10 protein-coding genes and 1 pseudogene are annotated in these 13,786 nt (G+C 69.6%); 7 read left to right on the forward strand and 4 right to left on the reverse strand.

From position 1 onward, the window contains the following. From GA0115259_RS00235 to GA0115259_RS00245, 4 genes are all read left to right on the forward strand, one after another. On the forward strand, nt 1-2,202 hold a 2,202-nt coding region (locus GA0115259_RS00235), incomplete at its 5' end, for a type 1 periplasmic-binding domain-containing protein (protein WP_107469121.1). Between the two features lie 168 nt (nt 2,203-2,370). Then, the gene (locus tag GA0115259_RS38745) at nt 2,371-2,496 is read left to right on the forward strand and encodes an azolemycin family RiPP peptide (protein WP_096001754.1); all 126 of its coding nucleotides are present in this window, start codon (nt 2,371-2,373) and stop codon (nt 2,494-2,496) included. Nucleotides 2,497-2,625: 129 nt separating this feature from the next. Beyond that, on the forward strand, nt 2,626-4,797 hold the full coding sequence (locus GA0115259_RS00240) for a YcaO-like family protein (RefSeq protein WP_093589011.1): 2,172 nt from the start codon (nt 2,626-2,628) through the stop codon (nt 4,795-4,797). A gap of 79 nt (nt 4,798-4,876) precedes the next feature. After that, nucleotides 4,877-5,977: a SagB family peptide dehydrogenase gene (locus tag GA0115259_RS00245; protein WP_237539646.1), complete on the forward strand. Its 1,101-nt coding sequence runs from the start codon at nt 4,877-4,879 to the stop codon at nt 5,975-5,977. 28 nt (nt 5,978-6,005) lie between these two features. Here the strand turns inward: GA0115259_RS00245 and GA0115259_RS00250 are convergent, their stop codons facing one another. Both GA0115259_RS00250 and GA0115259_RS42630 read right to left on the reverse strand, forming a co-directional pair. Then, on the reverse strand, nt 6,006-7,337 hold the full coding sequence (locus tag GA0115259_RS00250; RefSeq protein ID WP_256097852.1) for a PP2C family protein-serine/threonine phosphatase: 1,332 nt from the start codon (nt 7,335-7,337) through the stop codon (nt 6,006-6,008). After that, nucleotides 7,338-7,730: pseudogene (locus tag GA0115259_RS42630) on the reverse strand (PAS domain-containing protein); the annotation flags it as partial. A gap of 194 nt (nt 7,731-7,924) precedes the next feature. Between GA0115259_RS42630 and GA0115259_RS00255 the strand changes: the two are divergent. From GA0115259_RS00255 to GA0115259_RS00265, 3 genes are all read left to right on the forward strand, one after another. Further along, on the forward strand, nt 7,925-9,622 hold the full coding sequence (locus GA0115259_RS00255; protein WP_093589017.1) for an ABC transporter ATP-binding protein: 1,698 nt from the start codon (nt 7,925-7,927) through the stop codon (nt 9,620-9,622). Beyond that, nucleotides 9,619-11,448 (forward strand): ABC transporter ATP-binding protein, encoded by a 1,830-nt coding sequence (locus GA0115259_RS00260; RefSeq protein WP_093589019.1) that lies wholly within the window; start codon nt 9,619-9,621, stop codon nt 11,446-11,448. The genes GA0115259_RS00255 and GA0115259_RS00260 overlap by 4 nt, the downstream gene beginning before the upstream one ends. 119 nt (nt 11,449-11,567) lie before the next feature. Continuing rightward, the gene (locus GA0115259_RS00265) at nt 11,568-12,644 is read left to right on the forward strand and encodes an iron-siderophore ABC transporter substrate-binding protein (protein WP_093589021.1); all 1,077 of its coding nucleotides are present in this window, start codon (nt 11,568-11,570) and stop codon (nt 12,642-12,644) included. 141 nt (nt 12,645-12,785) lie between these two features. Here the strand turns inward: GA0115259_RS00265 and GA0115259_RS00270 are convergent, their stop codons facing one another. Both GA0115259_RS00270 and GA0115259_RS00275 read right to left on the reverse strand, forming a co-directional pair. After that, nucleotides 12,786-12,989, reverse strand: coding sequence for an MbtH family protein (locus GA0115259_RS00270; RefSeq protein WP_093589023.1), 204 nt, complete (start codon nt 12,987-12,989; stop codon nt 12,786-12,788). A 4-nt stretch (nt 12,990-12,993) separates the two neighbouring features. Further along, a partial coding sequence (locus tag GA0115259_RS00275; RefSeq protein WP_141716403.1) for a condensation domain-containing protein occupies nt 12,994-13,786 on the reverse strand: 793 nt, incomplete at its 5' end.

Raw genomic sequence — 13,786 nt, forward strand, 5'->3', positions numbered from 1 at the left:
GCCTTCTTCGGCTGGCGCGCCAACCGCCGCATGCTCGGGCGGGCCCGCAGCCGTAGCTGGTACGCGGAGTGGGTGCGCCGCCAGCACGGCAGCCCGCCCACCGACTTCTTCCGCTCCGCGCTCGACCTCGTACACGGCGAGCCCGCCAGTGAGCCGGAGCGTATGGACCGGGTGCTCATGCATGCCCTGCTCGCCGATCTCGACCAGGCGTGCCGGCCTCGTCTCCTCAACCCGTGGCGGCGGCGTCGCACGTCCCGCTTCGTGCTTCTCTTCGACGACGCGGGGCCCGCGGACTCGCGCGTGCAGCGCTTTCTGCGTGAACTGCGCTCCGCCGTGGAGGACTTGCGCTGCACGTCGGTGTTCGCGGTGGCGGGCGGCGTACGGTCGCTGGCCTCGCGCATCCCCGATATCAACGCCTCGGGCCTCGCCCACGCCGGCGCCGAGCTGATCAACATCGAGCGGCGCGGAATGACACCGGGCCAGCCGACCGGCATCGTCGTACCGGTGGCCGAGGGACCGGAGGACGACCAGGCGGCGGTGTACTGGCTCGGCCGCTGGCCCACGCTGGTGACGCCGTCGCCGCGCTGGGGTCCCGGCGCCGAGGTGGCCGGAGTGCTCGGCATCGGAGTGCTCGCACTCGCACTCGCCGCCGCTCTCTTCCTCGTCCCGGACGTCGGAGGCCGCGAGAGGGACGACCCGTGTCAGGGCTCCACCTTCCTCGGTACGGACGGTCAGTGTGTCGGTGTCGCCGAAGGCGCGGCCGGCTTCGGCGACGAGCCCAGCGAGCAGGCTTTACGGGCCGTGCTCCAGCAGATCGAGCGGCAGAACGAGGAAGTCGACAGGGAGCTCGCGGGCCGGCCCCGGGAGGATCCGCGCCCCGGCCGCCGCACCGTTGTCTACTTCGGCCCGCTCACCGGTGGTAAGGACGCCGAAGACCCGGTGCGCGGCGGTACGTTGGCGGAGCTGCGCGGTATCGCGCTGGCGCAGGGGCATATCAACACCCAGGCGCTGCGTTCCGGCGAGCGTGTCCCGCTGCGGGTGCTCGCCGCCAACGCGGGTGACCGTTTCAAGGACGCGCCCGCCGTCGCCGACCGGATCGTGGAGCTCGCCGCGAGCGATCCGTCCATCGCGGGCGTCGTCGGTTTCGGGCAGAGCCGCCGCAATACGTACGAGGCGATACATACCCTCGACACGGCGGGCATCCCGATGGTCGGCACCTCGGGCACCGCCGATGAACTCCTCCGCCAGGGCGAGCACTACTACCAGACGGCGCCGACCGATACGCGCGCCGGCGAGTTGATGGCGGCGTTCGCCTCCGCCGGGATGACCACGGGCGGACGGAAGGTGCGCCGGGTGAGTCTCGTCGCCGACGCCACCGACGCCTACAGCAACAGCCTTGCCGCGGCCTTTCTCGCGTCGTACGGGCAGGAGCGCACCGACGTACTCCTCTACACCCCGACCGACGCACCGGAGCCGGGGCCGGTGCCCGGTGCGCTCGGCGGGCGGCCGGTGCCGACCGTGGAGGATCTGGCCCGCGAGGTCTGCCGTGCCGTGAGTGAGGAGCCGCGGACGGCGGTGGTGTGGTCGGCGCGGGCCAGCCAGTTCCAGCTCTTCCTGGCCGAGATCGCCCGTATCTCCGGCGACTGCCCGAAGATCAGTGTGCTCGGCGGCGACGATGTCACCAACACACTGACGGAGGAGCAGCGTCCCTGGGACGACTTCAAGGGCCTCACGCTCTACTACGTCTCCCACGGCTACGCTCCCGAACTGTCGGCACGGAGCCCGGAGGCCGCGGCCTTCCTCGCCGCGTACGACCGCGCGTACGGCGGCGATCACAGCTCCGGGACGGCGGCCATGCGCGAGGACGGCCATGTCGCGCTCGCCTGGGACGCGTTGCGCTATCTCGCCGAAGGCATCGACCAGGCCTGGCGGACCACCGGCGGACATGACGACCGCCTCGACCGCGGACTGCTGCAAGGCGTGCTCTACCAGGGCTTGGGCGGCGGAGGCTTCGACGGTGCCACCGGCCGCATAGACGCGCACGGCGCCGCGGGCGGAGGACGGCTTACAGAGGACAAACTGCTCGCGGTGCTGCGGGGCGGCAGCGACGGGACGACGACGGAGCTGCTGTGCGGCACGGTGGCGCGTGGCGATGAACGTACGAGGTGGGGGCCGAAGGGCGAGGAACACCTCTGCCCTTGATTTAACAATACGTCATACAATTACACGCTGGCGATTCCCGGCAACTCTCCGGATTTCTCTTGACGGTTTATTCGAACGTGCCATGCAATGAAGAAAGCGCCATCGAGGCTCTGTTGAGTCATAACGACAGCGCATTTCAGGAATGCCGTTCCGAGAAAGGAAACCGTCATGCCCGAAAACGAGGAACTCTTCGAAGAAATGTCGATTCCTGAGACGGAGGCGGCTTTCGCCGGGCACAGCTGCTTCAGCGCCGTGTCGGATGTGACGGAGCGGGAAGCCGAGCCGACGGAGTAGCGCAACAGGTGTCTTCCTGTCTTGCCATGGGCAGGGAGGCACCTTCGTACTCCCGCGTACTCCCGCGTACTCCCGGCGTCGTCGTACGCATCACTCTCGTACGCATCACTTTCCCGAAGGCGGACAGAATTGGAATCACCCCAGGACCCGTCGGCCACCCCACGCTCCGCTTCCCACACCCTTACGCCACGGCGCGATGTACGGCTCGCCACGCGCGACGACCACCTGTATATCTGCGCGAGTACGGGCACTCTCCGCGTCCCGGCCGGAGTGCCCGCTCCGGATGGCGGAGAGCACGGCCTCCTCACACTCGATGCCGTACCGGATCGTGTCGTCGAGGGAATGCGCACCCGCGGCCTTGTGCACCTGGGCGACGGACAGCGTGCTCACCCTCTCTATGGACGGGAGGAAGAGCGGAGTGACCTCACGGTCGCCCTGGCCGCCGACGGGCTGCTGACGGCCGAGGCCGCCACACTCCTGATCCGGGCCGGAGTCAGAGTGGTCGTCGCCGAGCGGAGCGCGGACACCGACGCCGAACGCCTGGACGCCGACGCGGTACTTCTGCCGCTCGGCCTGGCGGAGTCCGAACTCCGGCGCTGGACCCGGTTCTCCCTCGCCGGCGGCACGCCGCTGATGACCTACCTGAGCACACCGACACGTCTGCTCCTCGCCACCCTCGCCCCGCCGCGTACCGCCTGTCCCGTCTGTCTCGTACGGCGCATCCGCGCCAATCACACGTGGCAGCCGGTCGCCGATCTGCCGTTCGACGTGCTGCTGGGCGCGGCGGAGAGCGAGGCCTGGCCCACCACCGCCATCGCCGCCGGGATCCTCGCCCATGAGATGCTCAGGGCCCTCACCACGGAGCCGCGGACCGAGCCCCCGGTGCTGACCGACATCGACCACGATTCGCTGGAGCGTACGCGTCACGCGCTGTTCCACACACCGAACTGCCCGGCGTGCGCCGAGGCCGTCGTCCCGCCGAAGCGCGGCGAGGCGAACGTCATTGATATGCGGGCCAGTTGGGAGCTGATGCGCGGCGCGGTCGATCCGCTGACCGGGCTCGTGCCCGAGTTGCGGGTGGACGAGAGCGACGGCCGACCGGGCGGCACCACCTATGCGCGCACCGCCGGCGTGACCACCACGACATGGTTCTCCCCGGCGAAGGCGGAGGCGCGCGGCGGCGCCGTGAAGAGCGATCCGACCGGCGCCCGGGTCTGTGCGGTCGGCGAGACCATGGAGCGCTATGCCGCTGGCGTCTACGATCCGGACCGGCTCGTCCGCGCCACCTTCGCCGCACTCGGCGACGAGGCCGTCGACCCGCGCACACTCCCTCTCGGTTCGGCCAAGGAGTACGCCGAGCGGCCACGGTACGGACCCTTCGACCCGGACGTGGAGATCGACTGGGTCCGGGGCCACTCGCTGACCAGCGGCAGGACGCGGTATGTGCCGGCCTGCGCGGTGTATCTGCCGTATCGCTTTCCCCGAGACCACAAGCCCTGGTTCGATCCGATCTCCACCGGTCTGGCCGCCGGCGGCACATATCATCACGCCGTGCTCGGGGGCCTGTTGGAGATCGTCGAGCGCGACTCGGCCATCGTCTTCTGGGAGAACCGGCTCACTCTGCCCAGCCTGGATCTCGCGCGGCTCCCGGACGGCCCGGCCCGGCGGATCATCGACCGTGTCACCGCTGACGGCGCCACGGTCATCTGCAAGGACCTCACCACCGACCTCGGTATCCCGGCCGTGGCTGTCCGTTTCGCGGAAGGCACGCCCGACCGGCCTGTGGTCGTCCATACCGCCCGCGCCGATCTCGATCCGCACACGGCGCTCCTCGGAGCGCTGGAAGAGGCATGTCTATGTCGGACAGGCGCCGGTATCTGGCTCGCGGAGGAGGAAATCCCCGGCCCCGACGATGTTTTGAGCAGCCTCAGCGAATTCTCCCTCTACTACTGCTCCCCCGAGCGCCAACACCATCTGGCCTTCTGGGACGAGGGCCCGCTGCACCAGGTCCCGCCCGCCAGGCCCGCCGCCGGGCTCCGGACCGATGTGGACGAGGCGGTCCGCCGGCTGGCCGCCCGAGGATACGAGACCATCACGGTCGACATCACTCCGATCGATGTGGCCGAGTGCGGTGTATCGGTGGTCAGGACGGTGGTGCCCGGCCTGTGCCCGCTCACATTGCGCAGCGACTTCCACCGGCGTGGTGGGCCGCGTGTCTTCACGGCGCCGGTCGCCATGGGCGTACGCGAGAGAAGCCTCAGCGAGGACGAGCTGAATCCGTTTCCGCTGCCTTTCCTGTGACGGCGACCGATGAGCGGCCTGATCAACGAAAGACACCTGATCAATGAAAGTCCGGCCGACGAAAGAAGGGAGTGGACGCATGGACGACCGGAATCGCTACCGGCGCAATCCCGATATTCTGCTGGAATGGGGAGAGGGCGCGGGCCCGGTCCTGGTCGACTGCCGTCGGTGGCGGAAGTTCTCCGTCAAGCCCGTGCTCGTCGGCCTGCTCCACCAGCTCGACCGCCCGCTGACGGCGGAAGAACTCCACGATCGCTGGCGGGAATCCGGCCATGCCGATGAGGCGCGCACGCTTCTGGACCGGCTTGCCTCGGCCGGGATCATCCAGCGGTGCGCACCGGCCGACGTCATGGGAACAGCCGACGGCACCGGAGCAGGAGTCGCTTCCGGCGGCGACGGCTGGACGCCTTATGAACTCGCCGTGCACGCACAGGCCGGGAGAGGTCCCGTCCCGCATGCCCGGCGTGGTGTCCCGCCGCCCGCCCGGTTCGTCCATCCCGAGGCCACCGAGATCATCGCGCTGCCCGACGGCCGCGACGCTCCGAGCCGCCCGCTGGCCGAGGTACTGGCCGAGCGCCGCAGCGTCCGTGCCTTCGCTCCGTCGCCGGTACCGCTCCCGCTCATCGGCGCGTTCCTCGACCGGACCGCACGGGTGCGCGGCTGTCTCCCGCCGCGCGCGTACGAGCAGACGCACCGGTCCGCGCCGTCCGGCGGCGGACGCCACAGCCTGGAGGTGTATCTGCTGGCGCGCGAGGTGGAAGGGCTGGCGGGCGGGGCGTACCACTACGATCCGTTCACCCACACACTGCACCGGCTCTCCGCATGGACCGATGAACTCGCCGTCCTGCAACGACGGACCGTCATCGACGCCGCCGCCATGAAGGAGGCGCCGCCCGCCGGGATCTATCTCGCGTCCTGCGCCGGGCGAACCACCTGGAAGTACGAAGGGATGTCGCTGAGCCTTGTCTATCGCGACACCGGATGCCTGATGCAGACCATGTGTCTCACCGCGACCGATCTGGGCCTGGCGTCCTGTCTGACCGGTGCGATGGAGACACCGTTGACGGCCCCGTTCCTGGCACCACACCGGGACCGGCTGATCCATGTGGGCAGCATGGCCCTCGGTCTGCCCACGGTTCCCTCGGCCGCGCCCGCCCTGGAACCACTGACTCAGCAGTGAGCTTGTGCGGCCTGCACGTTCGCCCGGCTTACGCGTTCGCCTCAGACAGGTCCGGAGTGGTCCGGGACGCCAGGAGCAGAGCTACGTCGTCCTCCTGGCCCTGCCGGTCCTCGATGCTGGCGACGATGTGCTCCGCCAGTCGATCGAGATCGCCGGGACCGGGACCGCTGTCGAGAAGCACCCGTATCCGCTGTTCGCCGGCGGCCATATCGGTGTCATGGAATTCCAGCAGCCCGTCGGTGCACAGCAGAAGCGTCTCGCGCGGGCCGAGGCGAAAGTGGTGAATCGGATAGGGCACATCGCCGGGATCGGGCAGGCTCAGCGGGAGACCGGGCGGAAGGCCGAGCGGCGGGCCGCCTTCCACGGTCAGTTGGGCAGTTCCACGGGCGGTGCGGATATGCGGGCTGGGATGTCCGGCGCGGACGACCTCCGCCTGGCCGGTGGCGGGACCGAGGCTGACATAAACGCATGTGGCGAGACGTTCGGTGTCCAGGTCGCGCAGAAACGTCGAGGCCCTGGACATGAGCTCCGTCGGCGAGTGTCCCTCGGTGGCATACGCGCGAAGCGCCGTCCGCAGTTGTCCCATGACGGCGGCGGCCTGGATGTCATGTCCCTGTACGTCACCCACGACCAGGCCGACGCGTCCTTCGGGCAGCGGCATGACGTCGTACCAGTCCCCGCCCACCTGGTGACCGGCCCGTGCGGGCCGGTAGCGGGCGGCGACGCTCATTCCCGGCACCGTCTCGATCTTGGCGGGAAGCATGGCCTGCTGAAGGCCCACCGCCATGGCGTGTTCCTCGTCGTAGAGCAGCGCCCGCTGGAATGACTGGGCGACGGTGGCCGACAAGGCCGTCAGCAGATTCCGCTCCTCGGGCGAGAAGCCTTTCTTGCCCTCGTACAGAATGGCGAGCACACCGGTGAGCCGGGCCTGAGCCATAAGCGGCAGAACAGCGGAAGCGGTGAATCCTGTCCCTTTGATATAAGGCCATAGCATCGAGTAATTGGCCCGTATATCCGCCCGTGTGACGAACAGCGGTTTCTGCGTCTGGAAAACCTCGGCGATCGGCCGGTCGTCATCGAGCCGGCCGTACTCCAGATCGCGTACATATTGAGGAGGCATTCCGACGGTGGCCAGTCGGCGGAGCCTGTTCTGCTCAAGAACGGTCAGCGATATGCCCACAGCGCCCACCGGGCCCAGAATCTCGTGACTGGTCAAAGCCGTCAGCACGTCCTCGACACCGAGTGCCTGGGACAGAGCCGTCGTGGTCGCCTGGACAACGCCTGCCTGGTGCCGGCGCTCGGACTCCAGGGTGGACTGCTCCTCGGCATAATGCGGTTCGGCGCGGAGAACACCGACCACTCGAACTGGCCTTCCGGACTCATCACGCATAATGGCAGCCTGCGAATGCGCCCACCGAGTGGTTCCATCCGATCGGCGGACACGGAAATAATTACCACAACTTGTCGAGCACCGAGGATCCACAAGAACCTCGGCCATCCGCACCCTGACGCCAGGTCGCTCTTCGGGTACGATCCGCCGATAGAGCGTGGATATTTGCTCGTCGAACTCACCGGGCTCCAGGTCGAATATCGCAAGTGCGCTCGGATCGAGCACGACACGCGTGGATTCGACATCCCACACGAACCCGCCGATTCCATTCAGCTCCATCGCTCTCGACAGATCTGCCCGCAGTTCGTCTCCGAGTGGATCGGATGGCGCACCACCCGACATCGGGCGATTACTGTGTGTCATACGACCTCCTGATATTCAAAGTGTAGTCCGAGGCGGATAACTGCCCGCCGAACTCCGCTTTCCGGCAACTACGAGGCGGGGCCGGTCTGTTCGCGGCCGTCCATGGGGGTGGCCAGCCAGCGAGTACTTAGTATAGCCTTACCTAAGTTTTCGCCTGATCGATGGGTGGAGATCTCGGGAGCCGGAGGAGTGCGGTGGGGGCTGAAGGCCCGATGGGGCGGGATGTCCTGAGGCGGGCGGTGGAGGGACAGCGGCGTGATGTCGTCCTCGCATCGCTTCTCGCGGCCGGACACCAGGCGGGCGAGGCGCTGGTGCCGGTGCTCATCGGTCTGGTGATCGACCGGGCCGTCGCCGAGGGCGACGGCGGTGCGCTCTGGCTGTGGATCGGCGTGCTGGCCGTTGTATACGTCGGGCTCTCCTTCAGTTTCCGTCATGGCGCACGGCTGTCGGAGCGGGCCGCCGTGGCCGCCGCGCATGAACTGCGGACCACGCTGGTCGGGCGCGTACTGCATCCGGCGGGCGGCACCGAGGCGTTGGGACTGCCCGGAGCTCTGGTGAACACCGCCACCGAGGACGCCAAACGCGTCGGCGCCGTGAATGTCGCGGTGATGGAGGCAGTGGCCGCGCTGGCCGCGCTGAGCGTCAGCGCCGTGGCCCTGCTCTGGATCTCCGTACCGCTCGGTCTCGTCGTCCTGCTGGGCACACCGCTGCTGCTGTGGCTGGGCCATCTGCTGAGCAAGCCGCTGGAGCGGCGCAGCGAGGCCGAACAGGAGCGCGCCGGGCAGGCCTCGGGAGTCGCCGCGGATCTCGTGGCCGGTCTGCGGGTGCTCAAGGGCATCGGCGCCGAGCCGGCGGCCGTCGCCCGCTACCGGTCCGCCAGCCGCGCCTCGCTGGACGCCACACTGCGCGCGACCCGGGCACAGGCCTGGCAGAAGGGAATGACGCTCACGCTGACGGGTGTGTTCATCGCCCTGGTCGCCCTGATGGGCGGCCGGCTGGCCGCCGCGGGCGACATCAGTCTGGGCGGACTGGTCTCGGCCGTCGGGCTGGCGCTGTTCCTGCTCGGGCCGCTCGAAGTGGTCGGCTGGGTGAACTCGGAGCTCGCCCAGGGCCGTTCCTCCGCCGCGCGGATCGCGAAGGTACTCGCCGCTCCCCCGGCGGTGGAGCCGGGCCCGGGCGTGCTGCCGGTGCCGGTACGCGGCCATGTCCGGCTGCGCGGTGTCGCGTACGCGGCGCTCCGTGACATCGATCTGGACGCCGGGCCCGGCGAGTTGCTCGGAGTGGTGGCCACCGATCCGGCCGACGCCCTGGCGCTGCTCGGCTGTCTGGGACGCGTGGCCGATCCGGACGCCGGGACCGTGGAGCTGGACGGCCTGGCCCTGACCACGCTGGACCCGGCGGAGATCCGGAAGGTCCTGCTGGTCGCCGGCCATGACGCCGATCTGTTCGAGGGCACCGTGACCAGCAATGTGTCGGCCGCCGCAGACCGGACCGGCGGCATCGTGACGGCGGCGATGGCCGCGGCCGGTGCGGACGAGGTCGCCGGAGCTCTTCCGCACGGCTCCGGTACGACGGTGACCGAGCGCGGCCGGTCCCTGTCCGGCGGCCAGCGCCAGCGCGTGGCCCTGGCCCGCGCACTGGCGGCCAATGCTCCGGTGCTGGTCCTGCACAATCCGACGACGGCGGTCGACACCGTCACCGAGGCCCGGATGGCCGATGCCGTCAGGGAGTTCCGGCGCGGGCGTACGACGATCCTGGTCACCACGAGCCCGGCGCTGCTCGCGGTGACCGACCGGGTGGTGCTCGTACAGGACGGACGCGTCACCGACACGGCGCCGCACGCCGAACTCGTACAGCGCCACGGGAGCTACCGGACGGCGGTCTTCGCGTGAAACACGAGCGCACCACAGCCGAACATGACCGCACGACAGCAGACCACGACCACACCGCGGCAGAAGACGAACGGGCGCTGCTGCCCACCGCCTCCGCCCGTCGCACCCGCGCCGCGGTGCGCGAACTCCTGCGCCCTCACCGGCCGCTGGCCCTCGCCGCCCTGGTCACCACGGTCGCCGCGACGGCCGTCGGACTGGTGGTCCAGCCGGTGCTCGGCCATATCGTGGACGTGGTCACCGAGGCCCGTCCGGTCGGTGCGATCACCATGCCCGTGATACTGCTCGCCGCGGTCGCCGTCGTCCAGGGCGCCGCCACCGGCCTCGGGCTCTCGCTGGTCTCCCGGCTCGGCGAAACCGTACTCGCCCGGCTGCGCGAGCGGTTCGTGGACCGCGCCCTGAATCTTCCGCTGGAGCAGGTGGAGGGCGCGGGCTCGGGCGATCTGACGGCGCGCGTCACCGGCGATGTGTCGCTGATCGCCGACGCGGTGCGCAACGCGCTGCCGGAGCTGACCCGTTCGGTGCTGGCGATCGTCCTCACCCTGGGCGCGCTGGCCCTGCTCGACTGGCGTTTTCTTCTCGCCGCGCTGCTCGCCGTCCCCGTACAGGCGCACACCGCGCGCTGGTACATACGCAACGCCGCACCGCTCTACGCCGAGCAGCGCATCGCGTACGGAGCACAGCAGCAGCAGCTGCTGGACAGCATCGGCGGAGCACGGACCGTACGTGCCTTCCGGCTGGAGAAGGAGCACACCGAGCAGGTCACCGCGCGGTCCTCGTCGGTGGTGGCGCTGACGATGCGCGGTGTCCGACTGGTGCTGCGCTTCTACAGCCGGCTGCATCTGGCCGAGTTCACCGGACTCGCGGCCGTGCTGGTGGCGGGCTTCCTGCTGGTACGCGCCGACGCCGTGTCGATCGGTACGGCGACGGCCGCCGCGCTCTACTTCCACAGCCTCTTCACTCCGGTCAACTCGGCGCTGATGCTGATCGATGACGCCCAGTCAGCCACGGCGGGCCTGGCCCGGCTCGTCGGAGTGGCCGATCTGCCGCCCGCCGTACGGGTGGAGCGACCGGCCGTGCCACGCGACGCGTCCATCGGCCTCAGCGGGATCGGCCACGCTTACCGGCCGGGCCATCCCGTCCTCCATGGAGTGGATCTGACGATCGAGCCTCGGGAGCGGATCGCGCTGGTCGGCGCGAGCGGCGCGGGCAAGACCACACTGGCGAAGATCACCGCCGGTATCCACCGGCCGTCCGAGGGCACGGTCCGGATCGGCGGCGCGGAGCTGGACTCGCTCGACAAGGCCGCGCTCCACCGGACCGTCGCCCTGATCACCCAGGACGTCCATGTCTTCGCCGGACCGCTCGCCGACGATCTGCGGCTGGCCCGTCCCAACGCCACCGACGCCGAACTGCGTGAGGCGCTCGACCGCGTGTCCGCGCTGAGCTGGGCCGGTCTTCTGCCGGACGGTCTGGCCACGGTCGTCGGCGAGGGCGGGCACCGGCTCACCAGCGCGCAGTCTCAGCAGCTCGCCCTGGCGCGGCTGGTGCTGGCCGATCCGCCGGTCGCGATCCTCGACGAGGCCACCGCGGAAGCGGGCAGTGCCGGCGCGCGCGCCCTGGAGAAGGCCGCTGCCCGCGCGGTGGACGGCCGTACGGCTCTGATCGTCGCCCACCGTCTGACGCAGGCCGCGAGCGCGGACCGGATCGTGGTCATGGACGCCGGACGGATCGTGGAGTCCGGTACGCACGACGAACTGCGCGCGGCGGACGGCCGCTACGCGGCTCTGTGGGAAGCGTGGTCGTACAGCCGCGACACAGCACCGTGACAGCGCGCCATGACACGACGTCGTGACACGGCGCCATGACCTCGGAATCTCACACTGCCCATCCGTACACCCCCCGCATCCACCCACCAGAGAAGCACCGGACACGAAGGACCTCCTTGATGGCCCGCACTCTCCGCGCCGACCGGCTCGCCGCCGCGTCCGCGTCCGTACTCCTGCTGTTCGCCACCCTCTCCGCGTGCGGTGGCTCCGATTCGGACGCGGGCTCGAAGCCCGACTCGGCGCAACAGGGCGAAGACGCCGCGGCGGCCGGTTCGTACCCTGTCACGATCGCCCACAAGTTCGGCAGTACGACGGTCGACTCCGAGCCTCGGCGGATCGTCACGGTCGGCCTCACCGACCAGGACGCCGTGCTGGCGCTGGGCAAGGTCCCGGTCGGGACGACCGAATGGCTGGGCGCGTACAAGGGCGCGCTCGGGCCCTGGGCCACGGCCGAGCTGAACGGCGGCGCGACACCCACACTGCTCAAGGACACCGGCACAGGACCGCAGACCGAGCGGATCGCCGCGCTCAAGCCGGATCTGATCATCGCGCTGTACTCCGGTCTCACCGAGGAGCAGTACACGACGCTCTCGAAGTTCGCGCCGGTCCTCGCGCAGCCGAAGCAGTACAACGACTACGGCATTCCCTGGGAACTCCAGACGGAGACGATAGGCAAGGCGCTCGGCAAGGAGGCGGAGGCGAAGAAGCTGATCGACGGAGTGGAGGCGAAGTTCACCAAGGCGCGCGAGGAGAATCCGGAGTTCGACGGCGCGTCGGGCGTGATGGCCACACCGTACGAGGGCATGTTCGTCTTCGGCAGCCAGGACCCGCGGTCCCGGGTGCTGACCTCGTACGGCTTCGCCCTGCCGGCCGGACTCGACAAGGCGATCGGCGACAAGTTCGGCGCGAACATCAGCAAGGAGCGCACCGATCTGCTGAATCAGAAGGTGGCGGTGTGGTTCGTGGAGGACGCCGCCAAGAACGCGGAGAAGCTGCACAAGGATCCGACGTACGGGGATCTGGATGTGGTGAAGCAGGGCCGCGAGATCTTCGTCGACGAGACGAGTGACTTCGGGAACGCGCTGTCCATGGGGACGGTGCTGAGCCTGCCGTACGCGATGGACCGGCTGGTGCCGATGCTCGCGGCGGCGGTGGACGGAGACCCGGCGACCAAGGTGGAGCAGCCGGCCTCGTAGGCCCTGTCCGGCCTGGTCGCGGCGCACGCACGACAGACGAAGGGCCCGGACCTCTCTCGCGCTCAGGTGCCGGGCCCTTCGTGCCGTCCTCCCCCGGCGCCGTCCACCGGAGCCGGGGTCGCCTCCGTCAGCTCACTCGGCTCACTGCTGCTGGAGGCTCTTCGGACGCAGATCCGTCCACTGCGACTCGATGTAGTCCAGGCATCCCTGGCGCTCTCCGGGACCATGGACACGCGTCCAGCCGGCCGGGATGTCCACGAAATCCGGCCACAGGCTGTGCTGGCCCTCGTCGTTGACCAGGACCGAGTAGACGCCGTCCGGGTTCTCGAACGGATTGCTGCTCATGTTCTCATCTCTCCTCGATACGCGCGGTGGCTCGCGCCACCAGCGCTTCCAGCGCCCGGAACCAGGTCTGTGCGAGGTCCCTGACGTCCTTCTCCTCCAGTACTGCCGCCGGCCAGGACCAATGGGCGGCCAGGACCGGGCCGTCGGGACGGTCCTCCGTGACGACATTGATGCCCAGCGCGTGGCCCTCCCGCATCGCCGGCTCCGAGCCGATGTCCGCCACGTCCTCCTCCGGCGCGTACGACCAGTCGGTCGCCTCGGGAACGTCGAAGCGGCCCAGGTAGTTGAACTCGATCCGCGGTGTCTCCAGCGCCGCGAGAACCGGTGCCGTACGAGGATTGAGATGGCGCAGCATGCCGTAGCCGACGCCGTTGGCGGGCAGTGAGTCCAGGTGTTCCCTCACCCGCCGCAGCGCCTCGTCGGCGGCCGGGCCGCCGGCGAAGGCATCGGCCAGATCGACCGGTCCCGGATCGAGCCGGACCGGGAAGACGCTGGTGAACCAGCCGACGGTACGGGACAGATCGGCGTCGCCGGTCAGCTCCTCCTCGCGGCCGTGGCCCTCCAGATCGACCAGCACTCCGCCGCTCGCGCTCGCGCCTCGGCGCCGCAGCCAGTCGGTCAGAGCCAGCCCCAGCCCGGTCAGCAGTACGTCGTTGACGCTTGCGCCGAGGACGGCGGGCACGGTGGAAAGCAGCGGGCCGGTGCGCTCCGGATCCAGCCGCAGCTCCAACTCCCGTACGGTACCCGCCGTGTCGCGTTCCGGGACCAGCGGGCGGATCGGCGGGGGGGGGGCCCCC

Origin of the sequence: Streptomyces sp. MnatMP-M17 (genome assembly GCF_900091995.1) — a bacterium.
Classification (GTDB): domain Bacteria; phylum Actinomycetota; class Actinomycetes; order Streptomycetales; family Streptomycetaceae; genus Streptomyces.

Bases quoted from the DNA above. Each gene is read 5' to 3' on its own strand.
- GA0115259_RS00270 (WP_093589023.1), bottom strand. From the start codon at position 12,989: ATGAGCAGCAATCCGTTCGAGAACCCGGACGGCGTCTACTCGGTCCTG.
- GA0115259_RS00245 (WP_237539646.1), top strand. From the start codon at position 4,877: ATGGACGACCGGAATCGCTACCGGCGCAATCCCGATATTCTGCTGGAA.
- GA0115259_RS00265 (WP_093589021.1), top strand. From the start codon at position 11,568: ATGGCCCGCACTCTCCGCGCCGACCGGCTCGCCGCCGCGTCCGCGTCC.
- GA0115259_RS38745 (WP_096001754.1), top strand. From the start codon at position 2,371: ATGCCCGAAAACGAGGAACTCTTCGAAGAAATGTCGATTCCTGAGACG.